Below are 21,049 nucleotides of genomic sequence, written 5' to 3'. Positions count from 1 at the left end.
ATGAAGAGCATTGTTATCTTCTATTCTCTTGATGGTCATACGAAGTTTGTTGCCGAGTTATTAGCACAGGAATTAAAGGCGGATTTGGTTGAACTTGAATTGGTAAAACCTTTTCCAACGAAAGGTTTCAAGAAATACTTTTGGTGTGGGAAATCCTCGGTCTTTAAAGAAAAACCTGAACTGAAAACTAAAATTCCAAATCTACATGAATATGACTTGGTAGTAATCGGCACACCTGTGTGGGCAGGAAATTGCTCTTCTCCAATTAATACGTTGCTATCTATCATGTGTAATGAACCGAGGCTTCAAGGAAAAAAGGTAGGTATACTTATCACAAACGGTGGTGGAAGTATAAAAAGGTGTCTGAAACAGATAAAAAAAGTACTGCCAAAAAATGAGTTCTTGGAACCTCTATACTTTGTTAATCCATCAAAAGAGAACAAAGATGAAATCCTCAAAAAGATACGAGAGTGGGGCCAGTATGTAAACTTAGGGTAGAGTTTTGAGTTAACCATTCTGTCTAATCGTATTCCCATTACAATCTATAGCTACAATTAATGGGAAATCTTTTACGTTGATTTCATAGATTGCTTCTGGTCCGAGTTCTTGAAATGCAACGATTTTCCATTCCAAAATTTTTTCCGATAAGTATGCAGCGCAACCACTTGGTGCAACTAAATATGGTACTTTGTATTTTTTTATAGCCTCTATTGCTTCTTGTGTTCTTTCTCCTTTACCAATAGTTGCAATAACACCCTTCGAAAGAGTGTATTCTAAGAATTTATCCATCCTTTTTGACGTCGTTGGACCTATTACCATCCTGCCATTAGAGAATGTAGGACCTGCGTAGAAGATAATCCTACCATATAGAGATATCGGCAATCTGCCCGTTTCTCTTTCTTTTTCGATAATCCTTTTGTGTGCAGCATCACGCATTACTAAAAGAGTTCCGGAATAGTAAAACGATTCTCCCACCTTTAAATTACAGAGAGCAATTTTATCCATTTATAATCACTCTCCCAGTGCGTGAGAGGTAACAGTCGACACTGATTGCGATGGGAAGTGTTGCTATGTGAGTTGGGTAAGCGTATACCTTAACGCTTTGACAAGTGGGTCCAAAGCCAAGTGCTTGAACACCTATGCGGAGTTCGTTTATGAGCAAATGTAGCTTTTTCGCTAAATCATCGTAGCTTTCAAGATACGGCAATTTTGGAAAATATTCATCCGTAAATAAGGCAAGTCTTGAAATGAGTATTGCCATATCAGCTGTCCCACCGATACCTATACCAACGTTGATTGGAGGACAAGCATTCGGTCCGTTCTTTAAAATATGCTGGACCACGATGTTGATTACATCATCTTCAGTAGATGATGGTGGTATCATGTAAAGTGCAGATAAGTTTTCGCTTCCTCCACCTTTGGCTATCATCCAAATTTCTAATTCATCAGAAGTTTCGATTTCAAACTCGTGGATTATCGCCGGGAGATTATCCATTTTGTTGATTCTTGAGTAAAGCGGGTTCAGAACGGTGCTTTTTCGATAACCGTTCTTTTCATAGGTATCTTTAACAACTCTATACAAAGTCCTATGTAGTGGTTCTTCGAATGACAGGTCATACGGCTTAAAGACAAAGAACTCAACAATTCCGGTGTCTTGACAGAGTGGTAGCTTCTTTTCCCTCGCAGTTTTTGTGTTTTCTCTGATTTCATTTGCAAATGGTCCGGTGTAATTTTCAAAAAGCTGTTGGATTTTTGAGTTGAGATTTGTGTTGATTTCTTCTAGTTTTTCCTGAACTTCTTCGTATACTGTTCGGCTTCTGATGATTTTCATAAATTATGCCTCCTGAAACTTCCATATCACAAGTGTTCTTCATTAATCTCGGGAATCGTCAGCTCGACGTTTTCTATTGTGACATTTTTTATCCATTTTTCGCTTTTTATTCTGAAAAGAACGATAATAGCTTTCACGATTTCATCAGACAAAGTTAGGAAGTAGACCCACGGAAGCGAGAGCTTCAATACAAACGCACCAAGTAGTGTAAGTGGAATACCTATAGCCCACAGTGTGAGTGTTTCGAGAACGAATGCAAATTTCGCATCGCCGCCAGCTCTCAATATACCAACAACACCAGCACCATTGAAAGACTTTATCGGTGCACCGATGACCATAACCCACATGGTTGTAGTAAGCATCTCTCTTGTCACAGGGTCTATCTTAAAAGTTGGAAGTAATAAGTAGTATACTCCAATAATTATAAGCGCGGATGCCAACCCCATTACCGAGTTAATAATTAGCATCCTTCTGCTGAATTTGTGAACCTTATCATATTCCAGCCTTCCAATCATCTTTCCAACCATCACGGATGATGCTATAACCAAACCAAACGTTATTGTCCAGACGTAGTTTTCAAAGGAAGAGAGAATGTTTCTTGCAGCATAGACTCGAACTCCCATACGTCCAAAGATAATCCCATATGTGGTCATACCCAGAGACCAGGATATTTCATTCAAAGTTGTAGGTGTTGCAAACTGGAAAAATTTCTTTACAAAGTTTCTGTCAATATGCGAAAATGAAAAGCCATATGGAACTCTTAAAAAGGTGGCACGTATTATCTGATACGTTGGAATAAAAAATCTTGCAACGGTTGTTGCAATTGCTATACCCAGTAATCCAAGTTTTGGAAAACCAAGTAAACCATTGATAAGCGTATAGGCAAGGAAAATTTGTAACGCTGTGCCAAAAATGTAAGATTCCATAGGTATCAAAGCAAGCTCTATTCCTCGAAGAAGTGTTCTGAATGCAGTTTCTAAAGCTAAACCAAAATATGACAGAGAAATAATTCTAAGAAACGGAACAGAGTTTTGTATGACGAACTTATCCTTCGTGAAAATAGCGGAAAAGAATTCGGGAAAGAAAAAGGTAAAAACGAAGAATGCGAGTGCTATTATTAAAGATGAGTAAATCATTAGCGTTGAAGCACGTCTTATACCTTCTTTATCCTTTTTACCCCAGTACTGAGAGACGAAGATGGCTCCCCCTGTGTTCAAGCCGAATAGGAAAAGTATGACAAGAAAAGAACCTTGATTTGCAATTCCGTTTATGGTAACTTGGTTTTCACCCATTTGGGATAAGAAGATAGTAAGGATAAAAGTGCCTGTGTTTGCAATAAGATTTTCCACAGATACCGGAATAGCTATTCTAAGAATGTCTTTAACGATGTTACTCATATACTTTTGTTTCACCTCTGAATGTATAGATTTTGCAATGCTGGAATGTTCCCCTCACGAGTTCTCCCATTTTGTTCGAAAACCGAAGTTATCACTTCCTATTCTACCATAAAGAGTGTATAATTCAATGTGAGGAGGTGAGCTGGGAATGACAAAAAGATACGACCTTGGAATATATCGTTGGGCACTTGTTACGGGCGCTTCCTCTGGAATTGGCAGAGAATTCGCTTTTCAACTTGCCAAAAGAGGACTTAACTTGATACTTATTGGAAGAAATTTGACAGCACTAACAGAAGTGGCAGATGAGATTCACAAAATCTCGGATTCAAGTGTTGTTATTTTACAAGCAGACCTTACAAAAGATTTAGATATGGTTCTTGATAACACTTCACGGTTTAGCATTGATTTGCTCGTAAATAACGCAGGATTTGGGCTTTACGGTGATTTCTTTAGTAATAGTCTGGATGATTATATCCAGATGATAGAGTTAAATATCTCTGCGTTAACAAAATTAACTCGTTACTACGGTGCCGAAATGGCAAAAAGAGAAAGCGGTGGGATAATAAATGTCGCATCTGTTGCGGGTTTCTTCCCTATTCCTCATCTGGCAGTTTATGGTGCAACAAAAGCTTATGTTTACAACCTTTCAATGAGCTTGTGGGCTGAGCTGAAAGTGAAAAATGTTCACGTTTTGTGTGTTGCACCAGGTCCCACTGAGACGAAGTTTTTCGAAAGGGCAAAGATGGAAACTAAGGGTAAGTTAATGACCCCTGAGCAGGTAGTAGCTGGTGCACTAAAGGCATTCGAAAGTGGTAAGCCCTTATACATCCCAGGCTTTGGTAACAAGATGACTTACTATTTCGTCAGAAAGTTTTTCGGTGATAAGTTTATAGCAGAGTTCTTGGCTAAGTATTTTTAATGTAAAAATCCTTGAATCTCAAAGGTGTGAAAAATGGTAATCTCAAGTAAAGATGTGAAAACCATATATTTTTGTCCAAGAAAGGCAAAGTTTGAAATAAGAAACAGGGAAAAAAACAAAAAGTTTCTATTGTCTGTTGCTACCTATCAAACAGACGCTTTTGGTTGCATACTTATTGCAGAAGTAGACGAAATCGTTTCTGAAACCCCATTTATCGTGAGGATACTAAAAACTGGAAAAAAGCTTTCTGAATACCATATGCTTGAAAGTGCGTTCGTTGGATATGTCATTGAGAGCAATGGAAAAAAGTTGGACACGATAATAATTGAGAGCCCCTATTATAGTGTTTCTGTTAACTGGAAACCTTACGTTAGTAGAATGCTTTCTATGATAGGCAGCTTCTGTGAAACAGATGAATTCAGGGTAATGAAAACTCACTTGTGCCGAACGTGCCCATTTTCTTCTGAATGTTTCAAAGAAATTGTCAATTCAGAAAGTCTAACATTTTTACACGGTGTAAAAGGAAAAACCTTAGAAAAGTTGAATTCGTATGGTATTAACACACTAAAAGATGTAATAAATATGAGCCCAATAGTTGAGCAACTGATTGGTAAGGAAAAAACAAAACGGCTTATTGTTCAAGCACAGAGTATCTTAGAAAATAGACCTATACTTATTAGACCTGTCCCAAAGATTTCTGAAGGGTTATACCTTGATATTGAAAGTTATACTCCAATAAACTTTGATTATCTTTTCGGAATTCTGGATGATGGTGTTTACATTCCATTTTTGGCTTCAGATCCAAGTTCAGAGTCCAATGTCTTTAAAGAAGTTGTCAAGTATATCTCCAAAACAAACAAGCCAGTTTACCATTTTCATAACTACGAGATAAACAGATTTAAAAAGCTGGCTCGAAAATACAATGTTGAACTATCTAAGAGCTTTTTCAATAGATTTGTAGATGTATACAAGCTGTATATTGACCACGTAGCCCTGCCAGTTCCCTCTTATTCACTCAAAAGTATAGCAAGGTACTTTGGTTTTAATTGGCGCACGCAGTTAAACGGTCAGCTTGTGGTCCACTCTTATGCTGAATACTTGGCAACTGGAGACGAGAGGATACTCCAGGAGATACTTACCTACAACGAGGACGACGTAAGGGCTACGGAATTTATCTTGAAAAAACTGATAGAAATCTCCCTTTGACTACAAAAAAACGGTTTGCCTTAACCCAAACTTTGGATAAACAGGCAAACCGTTTTCTGATTTTTATAAAGATATCTTTGTTTTACCAAGTAATAAGCAAGGCTCAAAATTCAGTTAAATGAGGTATTAGAAAGAAAGACCCAAAGCGATGTAGAAAGACTGAGGTGATAAGTTGAATTGGAATTCTGGGTCTCCGTACAAATAAAAGAGCCTTACTCCAGCTTCAGCTGTTAAGAACAAAACATTGAGACCTGCGCCAAACCTACCGTAGATGCCAAGTGTTCCGTTTTCGGAGAAGTTCATCACATCACCAACAGTCGTATAAGCAGCACCACGCAAGTATACAAGTCCAAGTGGCAGCTTCAGATTCAAACCGAACATCAGATCATTCACATCGAATTGCGATACCATACTAAATTCTTGAGTTTCAAAATCATACCAGCCGACTGGATACATCAGAGTGAGTATCCCTGCATCAAATCTTCCATACAAAGCATAGACCTGATCTTGCAGGTTTTCAGCCTGAACACCTATGAACGAGAATCCTACCGCTCCCATCACCAAAACAGCCATCAGTAACAACTTTCTCATCATGGTTCCCTCCCTTTCGTGATTTGGAAAAATACAACTGTTTGAAACCTATCACTTGTTCCCAATAGTTTTGACCTTTTTATTATCAAAATCGTTTAAAAATTTTTATGAACATTATGTTACTATATCTGTGAGATGTTTTATAACCTTTTCTGGTGCTTCTATAACCGGACTATGCCCGATATCTTTCAGCACTATCAACTTACCTTTTGGAAAGGCTTCCGCTGTTTTCTTCATGCTTTCATAATCAAGTATAACATCTTTATCACCGTAAATTACTACAACAGGCACTTCTAATAACACTGCTTTATCTATGTAGTTATAATCAGCTAGGGCTTTTGCATTACCTATGAACGCTTTCTTTGCCATTCTTAGGGCATCTGATGTTATTCTGTCAAAGAACTCCTCATCATCGTAATTCGGAGCGTTCATCATCAAGGCCCGCTTAATCATATCTGGATTTTTCCTATAAACATCTATAATTTTGTAAGCCGATTCATCGTAACGTGGCATGCCAAAAATCGGTGCAGGGTCAACCAATACCAATTTAGCTAAGTTTTTGGAATGTCTTATGGCGTATCCCATGGCAACTGCTCCACCTAAAGAATGACCAAGCAATATGAAATTGTTTATCCCGAGCGTTTTCACAAAGCTTTCCAACGCATCAACGTATTTTTCAATACTTACATCCCCTGGGAGTTCATCCGAGAAACCAAAATTTGGCAGATCGAGTGCATAAACCGTGAATTGGTGTTCTGGAATTTTTTTTATCAATGGCTCAAAAAATCTGGAAGAAGCGAAGTTACCATGGACTAATACAACCGGGATATTTCCGCTTCCATGTTTAATATAGTGTATTCGCCCAACGGGAGTTTGAACAAACATCCCAAATGGTCTCCTGGATTTTTTTAGATACGCTATAAGAGCGTTGAAATAGTTCATTCTGAATATTTTTACGTAGAAACTTATCCCTAATGGCATAAAGAGAACAACGAAGATAAGCAAAGCTCCAAAAATGATTGAGAGAGAGAAGTTTGACCTACTAAACAAAAATGGCATAGCAACATAAATGAGCGCCCCGTAGAAAGGACCATCTATTGATGCCATACCACCTATAACAGATATAGCCAATAAGTCGAGAGATTTTGCTATTCCAAAATCACTTGGCGCTATGTAACCGATAACATGTGCATAAAGTGCACCAGCTATACCAGCGAACATGGAACCAATTGCAAAAGCAAGGACTTTGTACCATGCAATATTTACACCCATCACAGATGCTGCAATTTCGTTCTCCCTAACTGCCATCCAAGCACGTCCGGTTTTGGAGTTTATTAGCCTATCAGCAACAACGTAAGCGACGAATAAGAAAGCAAATACTAACAGATACTTTTCTACGTCGGAATTCCATAAGAAGGGAAAAGGTATGTTCCTTATCCCTGCATGCCCGCCTGTAATGTGTTCAAGGTAACTGAAGAGTTGTTCAATAGCAACAACAAACCCCATTGTTGCGATGGCAAGGTAAAAGCCTGACAATCTCAGTGCAGGGAAACCTATTAAAATACCAAAGATAAAAGCTGTTATTCCACCCAATATTATTCCAAACACAACAGGAATGTTGTACTGCATAACAAGCAAAGTGGAAGTGTAAGCACCTATGCTCATAAAGGCTGCGTGACCTATTGATATTTGCCCTGAATATCCCATAATCAAGTTTAAACCTAATGTGGCGAGCGCGTAAATTCCTACAAGGCTAAGTATGGTAATTATGAAAGCACTTTTTAGTAGCAAAAATGGCAACAACGCTAGTATCAACCAAATCCAAAGCATCAAGCTCGCCTCCTTACTCTTCTTCCAAACAAGCCATTCGGGAAAAAGACCAAGACCATCACTATGATAACCAACGAAATCGATGCCTTAAAACCTTCAGAAATGTAATTACCCACGATTTTCTCTATGACACCTAACAGCAAGCCACCGAAAACTGCTCCAGTAAATGTTTCAAATCCGCCCAAGACAGCAGCTGTGAAACCTTGTATTTGATAGAATGTAAGCATTGTTGGTGAGACGAAAACTTTAGGTGCGGCAATTACTCCTACCAGTGCAGCCATAGCCGTTCCAAAAGCCCAAGAAAATGCTAGAACAGACCCCACATTTATACCCATATAGCTTGCAATTTCCTCATTCTCTGAAACTGCACGAACGGCGATACCAAACTTGGTAAACTTAGTAAACAGAGCGATGGCAATTGAAACCACTGCAAGTATTGAAAAGACCAATATATCTTGCCTACGAATAACCATTATTCCAAAATCTCCCTTTATCACATATGGAGCACCCGTTATAAGCTCAGGGAATGATTTATATTCAGTCCCCCAGAGTTGGACAGCCAACCCTTCCAAAATCATGAGTATTCCAAACGTAACGATAAGCATCGAACCGTGAGAAAGATGTCTTATTGGTCTCAAGCCGTATCGTTCTACTAAAATACCTATGAGAGCAGCAAATATTATTCCTAATGCTATGGAAACAAATATATTGAGCCCAATTGAAGAACTCAACCACCAAATTACATAAGTCATGAACATCCCCATATTTCCGTAAGCGAAGTTCATAACACCACTCACTTTATACATCATGACAAGCCCTATAGCGACTAATGAATACATAGCACCTGTTGAAAGGCCAAGAAGTATTTGGTTTATCACTTTCTAACACCCCCAAGATATTTCTCGCGAACAACTGGGTTATCTTTAAGCTCTTCCGCATTGCCAGAAAGTGCCACTCTTCCGTTTTCTAAAACATAACCATAATGTGCAATGCCGAGAGCTACGGATGTGTTTTGTTCCACAAGTACAACAGTAATTTTCAAAGACTCGTTGACATGTTTTATTACTTCTACAATCTTCTCAATAACGATAGGAGCCAATCCAAGCGAAGGCTCATCGAGGAGCAAGTATTTAGGATTTGCCATCAGGGCTCTTGCAATTGCTAACATTTGTTGTTCTCCACCTGATAAAGTACCTGCTATTTGGTTGAGCCGTTCTTTTAAGAATGGAAAGATATCAAAAACGAAGTCGAAGTTTGGGGTCTTGTTTGTATAAGCCCCTGCCAAGAGGTTTTCTTTTACAGTCATTTGGTAAAATATCCCTCTACCTTCTGGACACAACACAACTCCCTTTTTTACTCTTTCGTGAACAGGTAGAGCATCTATAGATTCATTTCCAAGGATTATTGTTCCATTGTATTTGACACTTCCAACAATAGCTTTTAATGTTGAACTTTTGCCCGCTCCATTGGCACCAAGTATGGCCGTTACGCTTCCAGCTGGAATGTTTAGGTCTATACCTTTTACAGCATGAACAGGTCCATACCAGACATTAAGCCCCTTGACTAAAATGTCCTTAGTGTCTGTTCGTTGAAAAAACTTCATTGTTTTCACCTCTCTGAACCATTATTGGGTTGTTGCTGTACCTGAACCAAGGTACGCTTTTATAACTTCTTCGTTATTGATAACATCTTGAGCTGTACCTTCCGCAATCTTTTTTCCAAAATTAATTACAGTTATTCTGTCCGATATATCGAGCACCATGCGCATATCGTGTTCAATGAGAAAAACAGTAATCCCCCTATCTTTTATCTTAATGATTCTCTCTTTGAGAATATCTGATTCCTTCTCGGTCAAACCTGCAGCAGGTTCGTCAAGAAGGAGTATTTTTGGCTCAGTCATAAGCGCTCTTCCGACGTCGATGAGTTTTTGGAAACCGTATGGAAGTGTTCCAGCGTAAACTCCCAGTATGCTCTTTATACCAAGTAAATCAGCTACTTCTATAGCTTTCAATCTTGCCTTTCGTTCCTCCAATGAGAATCTACTCGTATACATAACTTCATCGAAATGATTGTAATCCAATTTCGAGTGATACCCAAGCATTAAATTCTGTAATACGGTCATATATTTGAAGATAATGATGTTCTGGAAACTTCTTCCAAGACCATGATAAACTCTTTTGTGAACCGGCACGTGAGTGATATCCTTGCCATCAAGGATAATACTCCCATCGTGTTTAACCAATCCAGATATGGCGTTAAAAACAGTGGTTTTGCCAGCACCGTTGGGTCCTATCAGGGAATGTATGGTTTTTTCCTTGACTTCCATCGAAAGGTTGTCAACTGCCACAAGTCCAGAAAACCTAACCGTTATATTCTCAAGCTTTAGCATCACTTCTCAACTCCCGTTTTTTTAATGTTGCCGTTGTTCGACTTCATTCTTACCTTACTTACAAAAGCCGCGGGCTTTTATCGGGAGAGTTTTAATTCACCTTAACTATCGCCCGCGGCACACAAGTTTTCAGCAAACAAAATACTTTGCGATTACCGCTGAAATATTCTTTTTCAAAAAACCGTTTTAATTTCTCATGGTCTAATTAAGTCGGTGAGAGGCACAAATTGACCGTTCTTAACAACCATGAAATACATTGAGGACTTACCGCGTCTCAGGTTTGGACCCCACGTAATATCTTTTGCAAGTATACCATTCCAGTTTTTGAAACTTTCAAGAGCCTTCACAAGACCTTCCCTTGTCAAGTTCTTTCCAGTCCTAATCAAGCCTTCTGTGAATACCTCTGCTGCAATAAACCCGGCAACTGCATATGAGGACATTATTTCTTTCGGGTATGTTTGTTGATAAATAGATATGGCTCTTTGATAATCTCTAACAAATTCTGGCCTATCAGGAGTCGCGAGTGGCACCCATCCTGTAAAAATAACACCTTCAGCGTATTTACCAGCTAATTTGATGAAAGATGGGTCAGCATTCGGATAGATGGTGATTATCTTGCTATCAAGACCATAGTCGCGAATTGTTTTAACCCATCTTATTGTGTCTGTAATAAGTCCATAGATAACAATAACGTCTGGATTCTTCTCAACAAGCTTTACAACAAGTCCGCTGTAATCTGTATCAGCTGGGTTGTAGGAAATCTCAACAACTGGTTTCATTTTGTAGTCTTCAAGCTTAGCTTTAAAAGCAGCATAACCTTCTAAACCAATATCGTTGTTCATGTAAACGATTGCTGGATTTTTGAATTTCGCAATCTCTCCTACGTACTTACCGATAAGTGTTCCTTCAAGAGTGTAGTCTGGTTGTACACCGAAGATGTATTTTTTCGGAGGAATAACGAGTTTTGATGTTCCCGCACCCTGATACACAAATGGAACTTTGTTCTGTTCGAGGTAATCCATAACTGCCAAACAGCCATAAGTTCCGAGTCCACCGACAATTGCAAAGACTTTGTCTTGCTCAACTAGCCTCTTGACCTCAACAACAGTCTTTGCTGGGTTGAGTTGGTCATCAGCGATTATTAGTTCTATTTTTCTCCCATGGATACCACCTCTGCTGTTAATCCAGTTGAAGTACGCTTTCATTCCTTTGCTCATCTCTTGCCCGATGATTGCATAAGGACCGGACAACGCTTGGAATGTTCCAATAACAACTTTGTCGTTATAAACCCCAACTTCAGCAAACAAGCTTACCAAAAAGACGAGCATAAGAATAACACTTAACAACTTTTTCATACAACCCACCTCCTATGATGGAATGAAAATGGTAGCAAAAATGAGCTCTACACACTCAGATTAATCCCAGTTTTTGAGCCTCTTTTGTTAAGTAATCACGAAAATCTGGATGCGCTATTGATATTAACGCAAGTGCACGTTTCCTTGTTGGTAATCCTCTAAGTCTTACCGCACCCCACTCTGTCACAACGTAATCCAGTTCTTGCCGTGGAACCGTGATGGGTGACCCTTGTGGAAGTAACGGAACTATCGTGGAGACCTGACCATCTTTTGCAGTAGACCTCATTGCTATAATGCCCTTGCCTCCTTTGCTCTTTACAGCTCCCCTATGAGTGTCCAGTTGACCGCCTGTACCACTGTAATGACTTGTTCCAATTGCTTCGGAGCAAACATTTCCTGTCAAATCAACCATGAGTGCAGTGTTTATACTGACCATTTTGTCGTTTTGGGCTATGATGTAGGGGTCGTTCACATACCTGCCTCTCAAAAATAGCACTGATGGATTATCATCGATGAACTTATACATTCTCTGGCTGCCATAAGCAAAAGTACATACGAACTTTCCGTTCCAAAGAGTTTTTTTCTTATTCGTGATAACTCCTGCTTCAAAGAGGTCTATCATACTCTCCGTGAACATCTCTGTGTGTATACCTAAATCTTTTTTGTCAACTAAGAACTTCGCAACAGCATTTGGTATCCCGCCAATTCCAAGTTGAATAGTCGCACCATCTTCTATAAGTTCCACAATATGTTCTGCTATCTTTTTCTCAACTTCGGCTGGTTCGAGAAGCTCTGCTTGTGGCAAAGGATAGTCTACCTCCACTATGTAATCAACTTCGGAAATGTGGACGTGAGTATCACCATGAGTTCTTGGAGCGTTTGGATTTACTTCGAGGACAACTATATCTGCATTCTCAAGCACATCCTTCTCGTAGACAACACTTGCCGACAATGTGAAGAACCCTTTTTCATCCATAGGAGAGGCTACCCCAACAAAAACGTTTATCTTAGTAGATTGTATAAGGTTCATACCAGCTTGGTGCAGATTGTTTGGAACATAATATGTGTTTTTTGAAAGCTTTCGGTTGTAAGGTCCGAAAAACCAAGAATAGTTGTAAAATCTATTGAAATATTCTTCGTTTGAACAAAATTCATAAGGCTCTGTGTTTAAACATGTGTAGATTTCAAGGCCACTAGCTTGCGTTCGATGCAAGTTTCTCAGGAAAACTTTCGGCTCCATGGGAGTCATCCCAACAACGATTGTCCAGTTATCTTGAAGGATTGACAACACCTTGTCAATATCAGTAAGTTTCTTTTCATATTCCTCTCTTAGATTCACATTGCCACCCCCAAGCTTTTGGAGAGGTAAACGTAGATATCTTCCAAAAAACGTTCCAACTTTTCTGTATCAGAAACTTTGCCTGCAAGAATATATCGTTCACCCAAGTAATGACCAATTCCCATTAATAGCATAGCAATATATTGCAAAATGCTTTTTGTGTCGATAGTCCCGAATTTTTCCGAATTTAGTTGGAGTTTCCCGTCATTAAATGAGTTTTCTAAAGCTTTGCAGTAAGGAATAAATATTGATGTGTAATAATCTTTCGCAATCTCTAAATCTAATGACTGGCTTTCTCTGACGATTTTATACATGTTTGCGTGACTTTTGAAGAACTGGACAAAGGCGTACAACCCGGCTATTTCCTGAACTAACCTTGGATACTGTTTAACATTTTCCATGGCTTTTCTAACGTTGTATCTTAGCCCCTTATTTATCCATCGTACTAATTCACGTAAGATTTCCTTTTTATTTTCAAAGTATAGATATATAGTCCCAACCCCGATTCCTGATGCCTTTGCGATGTCATATATCTGCGTTTTTTGGTAACCATAAGTTCCAAACAAGCTTTCTGCATTTGCAAGTATTAATTCTCGTTTTTCATCAACTTCGAGAACATGTTTTTCGGGTGTGAATGTAAATACCTCTTTCGGAAGATTTTGCAACTCCTTCTTTTCTTTCTGAATACCGTTTACAATGAGCGATAAAAGAACATTAGGTTCTACCTTTACACCCAACAACTCCCCGAAGTTAATTACAAACCTTATTGGTGACCAGAAGTAGAAGAGCCCAACATCAGTTAAGCCATGCTTTTCTGAGATAGATTGTATTACATCTTCAAATTCGTTCCTCAACCATTCGAAATGATATTCGTTGAGGTGTATGGCTTGGATTAAGTTCTTATTTCTCTTGCAGTATTCAAAGTATTTTAGTGCGACATCTGTTATAGACTCTCCTTCCAATGAATGTTTGAGGTCTCTTATGAAATCGTCAACAATCTCTCGAAACAACTCATCCTTGTTAATGTAGTATTGATAAAAGGCAGCAGTGCTCAAGCCAGCATGCTTAGTAATTTGTGAAATGGACACGTTGGAAAAGCTGTTTTTACTAAGAAGTCCTATGGCAGCCTTCTTTAGTTTATTCTTAGATTCTATACCATCAGCACGTTGAGGTATCCTTTTTGCTTTTTTATTTCTAGTAATTTTTACATTTTTCTGAGGCATTTCTCTCTTCTTCACTCTATATTACCTCCACACCTTCAATTAATTCGAAAAAAGTGGTAAATAATCAACAAAGGTCTAAACATCACATTCTAAAAGCAGTAGCAACTTGCTGATACCCAACACCGGATGTCAAGAAGATAACTACCTTGCCTTCTAGTTGCTCTATCTTTCCTTCGTCAAATGCGTCATCGTAAGCCATATAGACACATGCAGAACCAGTGTAGCCGTACTTATGCATAATCATATGTGCTCTTTCTATTGGCAGTCCAAGTGTTTCCATAACTTTTTCAATAGTCTTTTTCCTTACTTGCGTAAAGAATATCATACCAATTTCGTCTTTTGTGATGTTGTATTTTTCCATAAGTTTATTAATCAACATAGGCCATCCTTCCTCATTGACTGTAGATGGATAAGCAGCTCTAAGGTCCAATTTGTGAAGTCCTCTTTCAAAACCTGCCAAATTCATGGTGCCTGCTCCCATGTATATTCCCCAGTTTTGCCACCAACTACCGTCTGCACGCGCCACACTACCTATAAACCCTGGTTCATCTGATGCTGTAAGTATCAATGCACCTGCGCCATCACTAAAAAGAGCTTCCCATGAATATTTCCAACTTAGGAACTTAGTCATCGCATATGTACCTATAACGAGGACATTTTTGTAATCCCCCATGGCTATATACCTTGCTGCGATATCAAGCATTAACGCTCCATTTGCACATGATGCGTTTACATTGAAAGCGAGTGGTTCTGCTTTGTGGGCACCTATGAGGTACTGAACCCTTGGAGCATCTGGTGGGGATACCGCTTCCGGAGTATCTGTACCAACGATAATCAAATCAATTTCTTCCGGTTTCATACCAATTCGCGCGAGTGCCTTCTTCGCAGCTTCTGCAGCCATATAAGTAGGAGTTTCCCAATCTTCTGAAATATGTCTGTGATTGATACCAATCGCATCTGAGAAATATGGGTCAATAGTAAACATCGTTAACTTTTCAAACTCCGCGTTCGTCATCACTTTTTTAGGAACGTACATCCCAGAGGAAATAATCTTTGCGTACTTCATCTTAGTAAACCTCCTCGTATATTCAAAGTGGGTTTCAATAACGACTTGTTAAAAGATGAATCATATATTATATTTTATATGAATCACCTTTCAGATTATAGCACTTGTAACATTATGAAAGATATATGGAAATTCGGAAATGTATCCACGATTGTTCTGGGAAATCAGTAATATTTGAAATATTTTCTCAATATTGCATATTTTCTTAAATATTCTGACTTTTACAACTGAGAATAGAAATCCCACCCGTTGCCGGGTGGGATGTTGTAGTTTTCAAAAAGTTTTTAGTCAACGTATATTGAGGTAGTTTTTTATATTACTATCTTTATCGAGAACTGGCACTATGTCTCCTTCTTTTGAGGTCATTATTATCACCATCCCTGGACCGTGTCCTGTTTTGTAGCAATTCGAATGAACGACAACACCTATCGAAACGGCACCTTCTTTGTAACCTCCGGCTCCGTAACCGTTGTAGTGGTCTGATATTGCAACTAAATCTCCTATCCTTACTTTATCGAGTTTGAACTTCTTAATTTCTTCTTTATCCAAAGTATTCATATCATAGTCAGTAGCTGATGGATTACCAGCTCCGATTCCAGAACCCGTTAGGTGTGCAGGAACGATAGCAGTAACTGGAACTTGCAATTTACTATTCTTAATTTTTATCGGTATCTTCTCAAACAAATCTGGATCTATATTCATGACTTTGACTTCTGGATAGTTAACAATTTCAAGCCCTTGTCCCCAGGCTTTAATCTGTATCTTATCTCCAACTGCTAATTTTTCTTTCTCTGGAAACCAGATTAATATATGGTCTATTCCTCCATGCTTTCCTATTACGTATCCTTTCATGCCTTTCGCATCTCCGGATATTACTGCTGCTTCGTTCCCAATACATGCAAGAGCCATACAAGTGGGATTTAAGTCCTTGTCTTTGTTTTTGGCGCTAACATCAGGTTCGATATGGTCACCGTGCATCTTGAATGCATTGTCACCAAGCCCGAAGTTGTATGTGATACCTCCAACACCGGGAATGTAAAACGAATTGCCATTACCATCAACAACTGGCATACGGACAACCGGGTGTGCTATTTCTACCAATATTGAAAGCTGAACAACTTGGTCTTTGTTTGTTTTGATAGAACTGTTTTGTTTCTTCTTGTTAACTTCTTTCATCGTTCTTTCCCTCCATTACAATTGTTATGATATAAAAGAACCTACCATTTCTCAATATGAATTTTGTTATTATCAACATCTTTTAACGTATGCGCATTTTTTTCTTCGTCCGGATATCCAATTCCTATTACGCAAAGTACCCTGTAACCATCTGGAATACCAACAAGCTCTTTAATCTTCCCTTCAACTGACACTCCATCTTGGAAACGATCATGTGCATGGCCCCAGCAGCTTCCAAGACCGTAATCAACACACAGAAGTTGTATATACGTTGCCACTATAGAGGCATCTGACATCCAGGTTGAACTGGCTTCACTTGCAGTAACAACTATACATGCAGGTGCGGTTTTTAGGAACGAAAACGCTCCTTCTCTTGCTTTCATTATACGCTCGATTTTGTCTTTTTCAGTCACTATAATCAAATCGACAGGTTTTGAGTTCCTCCCACTCGGAGCCAACAAAGCATACCTTGCAATTTCTAAAAGAGTTTCTGGTGAGACTTCCTTATCTTTGAACCTTCTTATACTTCTCCGTTTTAAGATGACATCTTTTAATTCCATTTCGTCACCCCCAACCTCCTAGTATTTGAGCTATGTTTGCATACATCTTTTGTTCGTATTACAAACTTTTCTGATACAATTATACACCCACGCAATTTAGTTTCAAATACCTGGATAGCTTTTGCCCAAGCAATACAAAATAAAGACCCGGAAGACAACGTCCCCGGGTCTGCAAAATTGACCTTTCATGTATCTTTAAACAACAAGTCAGCTTATCTTTTCGAGAGATTCGGAAACTTCAACTAATCCCTCAAGAGCTTTCAATGCAACAGTATTCAAGAAGTTCCAAGGCTTGTTGAAATATGGCTGGAAGAAGAAATCTGCAAATGCCAAGTCTTTGACTGTCATCTTGTTTTTTATAACAATTGATAACGTGTTCGCACTTTCTGTAACATCCGCTTTTGACATAACTTGTCCACCAACTATTGTATGGTCATCTTTTCTGTAAAGGAGCTTAACATAAACAGGTTCATACTCTGGCATAAATTCAGGTCTGTTGTTTTCTATACCGTAAATTGTTCCATAGTTTATACCTTTTTCTTGAGCAAGCAATTCATTTAGGCCGGAAGTGGCAACGTTATAAGAAAATACCTTTACACCTGATGTTCCTTGAGTCCCAGGATATTTAAGTTTGTCTTCAAATATATTGTACGCAACTATAGTTCCCATTCTTACAGCATTTGTAGCAAGCGGGATGTATTCGTAACTGTTAGTGGGAGTATACCAAACCGCTGCACTATCACCTGCTGCAAAAACATCAGGGTGAGACGTGTGCAGATAAGAATCAACAATTAATGCGCCATTGGTCAACATTTCCAATTTGCCTTTGAACAGATCTGTGTTTGGTCTGAAACCTGTAGCTAGCACAACCATGTCGGTATCGAAAGTGTCCTTATCTGTTATAACTTTCTTCACAAAACCGTTTTCCCCTTCAAACTTCACGACTTTTTGCCCCAGCGCTAACTTGATTCCATTTACAGTGAGCTCGTTTTCAAGTATATCGGTAAATTCTTTGTCCAAATACTTGGCCAAGATTCTATCCGCTATATCTATCAGAACCACTTCTTTATTGTTATGTCTAAAAGCTTCTGCAAGTTCAACACCTATATAACCAGCTCCGACTATAGTAATTTTATCAGCATTCTTTGAATGCTGTACAATATCCTGCGCATGGTAGAAGTTCTTTGAAAGCATTATACCTTTCATATCAACACCAGGGACATTTGGAATTATGGGCCATGAACCAGTAGTTATTACAAGCTTGTCAAAGGCATCTTTGAATGTTTCTCCATTTTCGAGATTCCTGACAAGAACAAACTTTTCTTCAAGGTTAACATCTATCACTTCATGTCTCATCATCATCTTTGCTCCCAAATCTGAGAGAAACTTGGGCGAGGAATAAAAGAGCTTCATAGGGTCTTTTACTACTCCACCAACATGTAAAGCAATCCCACAAGAAAGAAATGAAACAGTGTCGTTTCTTTCATATGTTGTTATTTGGATTTTCTCACCATAAAGCCTCTTTGCTGTTGTGATGAAAGCCGTTCCTGCGTGCGTACAACCGATAACAACCACCTTCATTAACTTTTCCTCCTTTCATATTGAAGAAATTGTGTTTTGTTTTTTTAAACCCCTTTTTGTGAGTAAATTCACTTATATACACTTAGATTATACTAAGTCTATTCTTTTTTGTCAACTAACATTTTATTTTGTCTTGTTTACAAATTCTTATTTTTTCGCGAAAATTTAAGATTTTTCTAAATGAAATCCATAAAGCGTTGTTTTGTTTTTTCGTTCTAAGCTTGACGTATCTATCTTGAAGTGGTATATTTTAAGTGAAAAAATTCAATAGCCCAGAGGGGAGCTCCATACTGCGGGGCTGAGAGGAAGGGGGCAACCCTTCGACCCTTTGAACCTGATCCGGGTAATACCGGCGGAGGGACATGGGCAACGCAAAACTACAGATTTAATAATGTGCTTCTAACTGAAATGTCCCTCCGAGAAATTCGGAGGGACTTTGTTTTTTAAAAAAAGTTTTAGCATGGAGGTGTAAAAGGATGAAGAAAGATTTGATTATCTCGAAACTGATAGTCGAAAGTTTTTTTGAAAAGTTGAACAAAGGTTTGGAAGTTGACGTAGCTATCGCAGGATGTGGTCCTAGCGCTCTTGCACTTTCTCTTGCACTTTCTAAGAAAGGGTACAAGGTCGCAATTTTTGAAGCGAAGAACGAACCAGGTGGAGGCATTTGGGGTGGAGGAATGATGTTCAATGAGTTGGTACTTGAAAGAGAATTGAAAGGCTATGTGGAAGAACTTGGTGTTAACTACAAAGAATTTGGGGAGTTTTTGGTTGTTGACTCTGTACACTTCGCATCGGCATTATTGTATCACACCACAAAAGCAGGAACATTAGTGTTTAACAATGTTTTTGTTGAAGACCTTGTAATGTACGATAAAAGGGTTTCTGGAGTTGTAATAAATTGGATGCCAACAATTAGGGAAAGATTGCACGTTGACCCAATAAGCGTTATTGCAAAATTTACAGTCGATGGTACAGGACATCCTGCTAACCTTGTAAGATTGCTTTCTAAACGTGGAATTCTGGCATCTGTTACTGGTTCCACGGAGAATCTCTGCAGTTGCGGAAGTGTTGAATATGAGTTCCCGATGGATGCGGAAAATGGTGAAAGGTTTGTTGTAGAAGGGACAAGAGAAATATATCCTGGACTGTTTGTAATGGGTATGGCTGCGGTCAGTGTTGGCGGAGGTCCCAGAATGGGACCTATCTTTGGCGGTATGATTTTGTCAGGTCTTAGAGCAGCGGAACTGATTGAAGATGGTTTAGAAAGAGAAGTAGTAACAATTGACAAGGAGATGAAAATATGACGCAACTTGAATCAGCACGTGCAGGGCTTATCACAAAAGAAATGAAGTATTGTGCTGAATTTGAAGGTATTGAGCTCGAAAAACTCCGAAAATTAGTTGCCGAAGGAAAAGTCGTTATTCCAAGAAATAAATTACACAATTTAAAAAGGCCAGCAGCAATAGGAGAACAGATGACGGTAAAAGTGAACGCCAATATAGGCACATCCGTCGGATATTCCTCCTTGAAAGAGGAATTGGAAAAGTTAGAAGCCGCGTTGAATACTGGTGCTGATGCTGTGATGGTCTTATCTACTTGGGGTAATTTATCAGAAATGCGAAAGGAAATTGTCAAAAGAAGTCCAGTCCCGGTTGGGTCCGTTCCTATCTATGATTCCGCTGTGAAGGCTTATACAGAAAAAAGAAATGTAGTAGATTTTTCTGAAAAGGATTTTATTAACATGGTTCTTCAACATGCTGAAGATGGTATTGATTTTATGACAATTCATGTTGGGATAACAAAACGAGTATTGGAGAAACTGAAAAACTCACGGAGAATTCTGAAAATTGTCAGCCGTGGGGGGTCTATTATTGCTGGTTGGATGATTAAGAACAACAAGGAAAATCCATTTTATGAGCATTTTGATGAGATTCTTCAAATTGCTAGAGAGTATGACATTACACTAAGCTTAGGTGACGGGATGAGACCTGGTGCTATTGCAGATTCCACGGATCCTCAGCAACTCGAAGAACTCTTTTTTATGCAAGAACTCGTTTTGAAAGCTTACGATGCTGGTATACAAGTTATGTTGGAAGGTCCTGGGCATGTGCCTTTGAATGAAATTGAACTAAATGTAAAGCTTATGAAAAAGATAGGATTGGGGAGACCTATATTTCTTCTAGGACCACTCCCAACAGACAGAGGTGTTGGTTATGACCACATTGTTAGCGCGATTGGGGGGGCATTAGCAGGTTATTATGGGTGTGATTTTCTATGTTACGTAACCCCAGCAGAACATGTTGGGTTACCAGATGCTGAGGAAGTAAAAGAAGGAGTGATTGCTGCAAGGATAGCGGCAATTGTTGCAGATGTGGCACGCGGTAACCAGAGAGCAATGAAATTGGAAGAAGAAATGGCAAGAGCAAGAAGGGATTTTGATTGGGATAAAATGTTCAAACTTGCCATACACGCGGAAAGGGCACAAAAGAAATTTGAGAAGATGAAGTATACAGAGGACGGCTGTTCTATGTGTGGACCTTTCTGTGCGATAAAAATAACTAAAGATTTTGCGGAGGAAAAATAGAC

The 21,049-nt window shown here is 38.9% G+C and carries 20 protein-coding genes and 1 riboswitch; of the genes, 5 read left to right on the top strand and 15 right to left on the bottom strand.

Annotation, left to right across the window (positions count from 1 at the left end; all coding sequences use genetic code 11):
* The gene (locus tag JM64_RS03530; RefSeq protein WP_064011508.1) at window positions 1-498 is read left to right on the top strand and encodes a flavodoxin family protein; all 498 of its coding nucleotides are present in this window, start codon (window positions 1-3) and stop codon (window positions 496-498) included.
* A gap of 9 nt (window positions 499-507) precedes the next feature.
* On the opposite strand, the gene JM64_RS03525 is transcribed toward JM64_RS03530, so the two are convergent.
* Genes JM64_RS03525 through JM64_RS03515 form a run of 3 tightly spaced genes read right to left on the bottom strand, consistent with a single transcriptional unit; the run spans window position 508 to window position 3,228 of the window.
* Window positions 508-1,005 carry a FumA C-terminus/TtdB family hydratase beta subunit gene (locus tag JM64_RS03525; RefSeq protein WP_231882459.1) on the bottom strand — a complete coding sequence of 166 codons (498 nt, stop codon included), beginning with the start codon at window positions 1,003-1,005 and terminating at the stop codon, window positions 508-510.
* Window positions 998-1,831, bottom strand: a complete 834-nt coding sequence (locus tag JM64_RS03520) for a fumarate hydratase (RefSeq protein ID WP_064011507.1) — start codon at window positions 1,829-1,831, stop codon at window positions 998-1,000. The genes JM64_RS03525 and JM64_RS03520 overlap by 8 nt, the downstream gene beginning before the upstream one ends.
* A gap of 26 nt (window positions 1,832-1,857) precedes the next feature.
* Window positions 1,858-3,228 carry an MATE family efflux transporter gene (locus JM64_RS03515; RefSeq protein WP_064011506.1) on the bottom strand — a complete coding sequence of 457 codons (1,371 nt, stop codon included), beginning with the start codon at window positions 3,226-3,228 and terminating at the stop codon, window positions 1,858-1,860.
* A gap of 148 nt (window positions 3,229-3,376) precedes the next feature.
* On the opposite strand from JM64_RS03515, the gene JM64_RS03510 reads away from it, so the two are divergent.
* Together JM64_RS03510 and JM64_RS03505 are read left to right on the top strand one after the other, a co-directional pair.
* Window positions 3,377-4,147 (top strand): SDR family NAD(P)-dependent oxidoreductase, encoded by a 771-nt coding sequence (locus tag JM64_RS03510; RefSeq protein WP_064011505.1) that lies wholly within the window; start codon window positions 3,377-3,379, stop codon window positions 4,145-4,147.
* A 33-nt stretch (window positions 4,148-4,180) separates the two neighbouring features.
* Window positions 4,181-5,353 carry a TM0106 family RecB-like putative nuclease gene (locus tag JM64_RS03505; RefSeq protein ID WP_064011504.1) on the top strand — a complete coding sequence of 391 codons (1,173 nt, stop codon included), beginning with the start codon at window positions 4,181-4,183 and terminating at the stop codon, window positions 5,351-5,353.
* A 126-nt stretch (window positions 5,354-5,479) separates the two neighbouring features.
* Here the strand turns inward: JM64_RS03505 and JM64_RS03500 are convergent, their stop codons facing one another.
* From JM64_RS03500 to JM64_RS03445, 12 genes are all read right to left on the bottom strand, one after another.
* The gene (locus JM64_RS03500) at window positions 5,480-5,944 is read right to left on the bottom strand and encodes a hypothetical protein (protein WP_064011503.1); all 465 of its coding nucleotides are present in this window, start codon (window positions 5,942-5,944) and stop codon (window positions 5,480-5,482) included.
* 114 nt (window positions 5,945-6,058) lie between these two features.
* Window positions 6,059-7,774: an alpha/beta fold hydrolase gene (locus JM64_RS03495; protein ID WP_064011502.1), complete on the bottom strand. Its 1,716-nt coding sequence runs from the start codon at window positions 7,772-7,774 to the stop codon at window positions 6,059-6,061.
* A complete protein-coding gene (locus JM64_RS03490) occupies window positions 7,774-8,652 on the bottom strand; it encodes a branched-chain amino acid ABC transporter permease (RefSeq protein WP_064011501.1) in 879 nt (292 codons plus the stop codon). Before JM64_RS03490 ends, JM64_RS03495 begins: the two co-directional genes overlap by 1 nt.
* Entirely contained in the window at window positions 8,649-9,377 is a 729-nt protein-coding gene (locus JM64_RS03485) for an ABC transporter ATP-binding protein (protein WP_064011500.1), read from the bottom strand. Before JM64_RS03485 ends, JM64_RS03490 begins: the two co-directional genes overlap by 4 nt.
* Window positions 9,378-9,398: 21 nt before the next feature.
* Window positions 9,399-10,163, bottom strand: a complete 765-nt coding sequence (locus tag JM64_RS03480) for an ABC transporter ATP-binding protein (RefSeq protein WP_064011499.1) — start codon at window positions 10,161-10,163, stop codon at window positions 9,399-9,401.
* A gap of 194 nt (window positions 10,164-10,357) precedes the next feature.
* The gene (locus tag JM64_RS03475) at window positions 10,358-11,518 is read right to left on the bottom strand and encodes an ABC transporter substrate-binding protein (RefSeq protein ID WP_064011498.1); all 1,161 of its coding nucleotides are present in this window, start codon (window positions 11,516-11,518) and stop codon (window positions 10,358-10,360) included.
* A gap of 55 nt (window positions 11,519-11,573) precedes the next feature.
* Entirely contained in the window at window positions 11,574-12,857 is a 1,284-nt protein-coding gene (locus JM64_RS03470) for an acetyl-CoA hydrolase/transferase family protein (RefSeq protein ID WP_064011497.1), read from the bottom strand.
* The gene (locus JM64_RS03465; RefSeq protein WP_064011496.1) at window positions 12,854-14,095 is read right to left on the bottom strand and encodes a TetR/AcrR family transcriptional regulator; all 1,242 of its coding nucleotides are present in this window, start codon (window positions 14,093-14,095) and stop codon (window positions 12,854-12,856) included. The genes JM64_RS03470 and JM64_RS03465 overlap by 4 nt, the downstream gene beginning before the upstream one ends.
* Window positions 14,096-14,162: 67 nt before the next feature.
* Window positions 14,163-15,146, bottom strand: a complete 984-nt coding sequence (locus JM64_RS03460; protein WP_064011495.1) for a 3-oxoacyl-ACP synthase III family protein — start codon at window positions 15,144-15,146, stop codon at window positions 14,163-14,165.
* 288 nt (window positions 15,147-15,434) lie between these two features.
* Complete coding sequence (locus JM64_RS03455; RefSeq protein WP_064012485.1) at window positions 15,435-16,286, bottom strand: DUF4438 domain-containing protein; 852 nt, start codon at window positions 16,284-16,286, stop codon at window positions 15,435-15,437.
* Between the two features lie 77 nt (window positions 16,287-16,363).
* Window positions 16,364-16,882: a nitroreductase family protein gene (locus JM64_RS03450; protein ID WP_064011494.1), complete on the bottom strand. Its 519-nt coding sequence runs from the start codon at window positions 16,880-16,882 to the stop codon at window positions 16,364-16,366.
* Between the two features lie 207 nt (window positions 16,883-17,089).
* Window positions 17,090-18,463, bottom strand: coding sequence for an FAD-dependent oxidoreductase (locus JM64_RS03445; RefSeq protein WP_064011493.1), 1,374 nt, complete (start codon window positions 18,461-18,463; stop codon window positions 17,090-17,092).
* A gap of 266 nt (window positions 18,464-18,729) precedes the next feature.
* A riboswitch (TPP riboswitch) is annotated at window positions 18,730-18,842 on the top strand.
* Window positions 18,843-18,939: 97 nt separating this feature from the next.
* Between JM64_RS03445 and JM64_RS03440 the strand changes: the two genes are divergently transcribed.
* Together JM64_RS03440 and thiC are read left to right on the top strand one after the other, a co-directional pair.
* Window positions 18,940-19,767 carry a sulfide-dependent adenosine diphosphate thiazole synthase gene (locus tag JM64_RS03440; RefSeq protein ID WP_064011492.1) on the top strand — a complete coding sequence of 276 codons (828 nt, stop codon included), beginning with the start codon at window positions 18,940-18,942 and terminating at the stop codon, window positions 19,765-19,767.
* Window positions 19,764-21,047: a phosphomethylpyrimidine synthase ThiC gene (thiC, locus tag JM64_RS03435; RefSeq protein ID WP_064011491.1), complete on the top strand. Its 1,284-nt coding sequence runs from the start codon at window positions 19,764-19,766 to the stop codon at window positions 21,045-21,047. Before JM64_RS03440 ends, thiC begins: the two co-directional genes overlap by 4 nt.
* Window positions 21,048-21,049: the final 2 nt, after the last annotated feature.

Origin of the sequence: Fervidobacterium pennivorans (genome assembly GCF_001644665.1) — a bacterium.
Taxonomy (GTDB): domain Bacteria; phylum Thermotogota; class Thermotogae; order Thermotogales; family Fervidobacteriaceae; genus Fervidobacterium; species Fervidobacterium ngatamarikiense.
This window is presented reverse-complemented; position numbering and strand designations above follow the sequence as displayed.

Bases quoted from the DNA above. Each gene is read 5' to 3' on its own strand.
- JM64_RS03495 (WP_064011502.1), bottom strand. From the start codon at position 7,774: ATGCTTTGGATTTGGTTGATACTAGCGTTGTTGCCATTTTTGCTACTA.
- JM64_RS03450 (WP_064011494.1), bottom strand. From the start codon at position 16,882: ATGGAATTAAAAGATGTCATCTTAAAACGGAGAAGTATAAGAAGGTTC.
- JM64_RS03505 (WP_064011504.1), top strand. From the start codon at position 4,181: ATGGTAATCTCAAGTAAAGATGTGAAAACCATATATTTTTGTCCAAGA.
- JM64_RS03500 (WP_064011503.1), bottom strand. From the start codon at position 5,944: ATGAGAAAGTTGTTACTGATGGCTGTTTTGGTGATGGGAGCGGTAGGA.
- JM64_RS03520 (WP_064011507.1), bottom strand. From the start codon at position 1,831: ATGAAAATCATCAGAAGCCGAACAGTATACGAAGAAGTTCAGGAAAAA.
- JM64_RS03525 (WP_231882459.1), bottom strand. From the start codon at position 1,005: ATGGATAAAATTGCTCTCTGTAATTTAAAGGTGGGAGAATCGTTTTAC.
- JM64_RS03510 (WP_064011505.1), top strand. From the start codon at position 3,377: ATGACAAAAAGATACGACCTTGGAATATATCGTTGGGCACTTGTTACG.
- JM64_RS03485 (WP_064011500.1), bottom strand. From the start codon at position 9,377: ATGAAGTTTTTTCAACGAACAGACACTAAGGACATTTTAGTCAAGGGG.
- thiC (WP_064011491.1), top strand. From the start codon at position 19,764: ATGACGCAACTTGAATCAGCACGTGCAGGGCTTATCACAAAAGAAATG.
- JM64_RS03460 (WP_064011495.1), bottom strand. From the start codon at position 15,146: ATGAAGTACGCAAAGATTATTTCCTCTGGGATGTACGTTCCTAAAAAA.
- JM64_RS03515 (WP_064011506.1), bottom strand. From the start codon at position 3,228: ATGAGTAACATCGTTAAAGACATTCTTAGAATAGCTATTCCGGTATCT.
- JM64_RS03445 (WP_064011493.1), bottom strand. From the start codon at position 18,463: ATGAAGGTGGTTGTTATCGGTTGTACGCACGCAGGAACGGCTTTCATC.
- JM64_RS03440 (WP_064011492.1), top strand. From the start codon at position 18,940: ATGAAGAAAGATTTGATTATCTCGAAACTGATAGTCGAAAGTTTTTTT.
- JM64_RS03530 (WP_064011508.1), top strand. From the start codon at position 1: ATGAAGAGCATTGTTATCTTCTATTCTCTTGATGGTCATACGAAGTTT.
- JM64_RS03480 (WP_064011499.1), bottom strand. From the start codon at position 10,163: ATGCTAAAGCTTGAGAATATAACGGTTAGGTTTTCTGGACTTGTGGCA.
- JM64_RS03475 (WP_064011498.1), bottom strand. From the start codon at position 11,518: ATGAAAAAGTTGTTAAGTGTTATTCTTATGCTCGTCTTTTTGGTAAGC.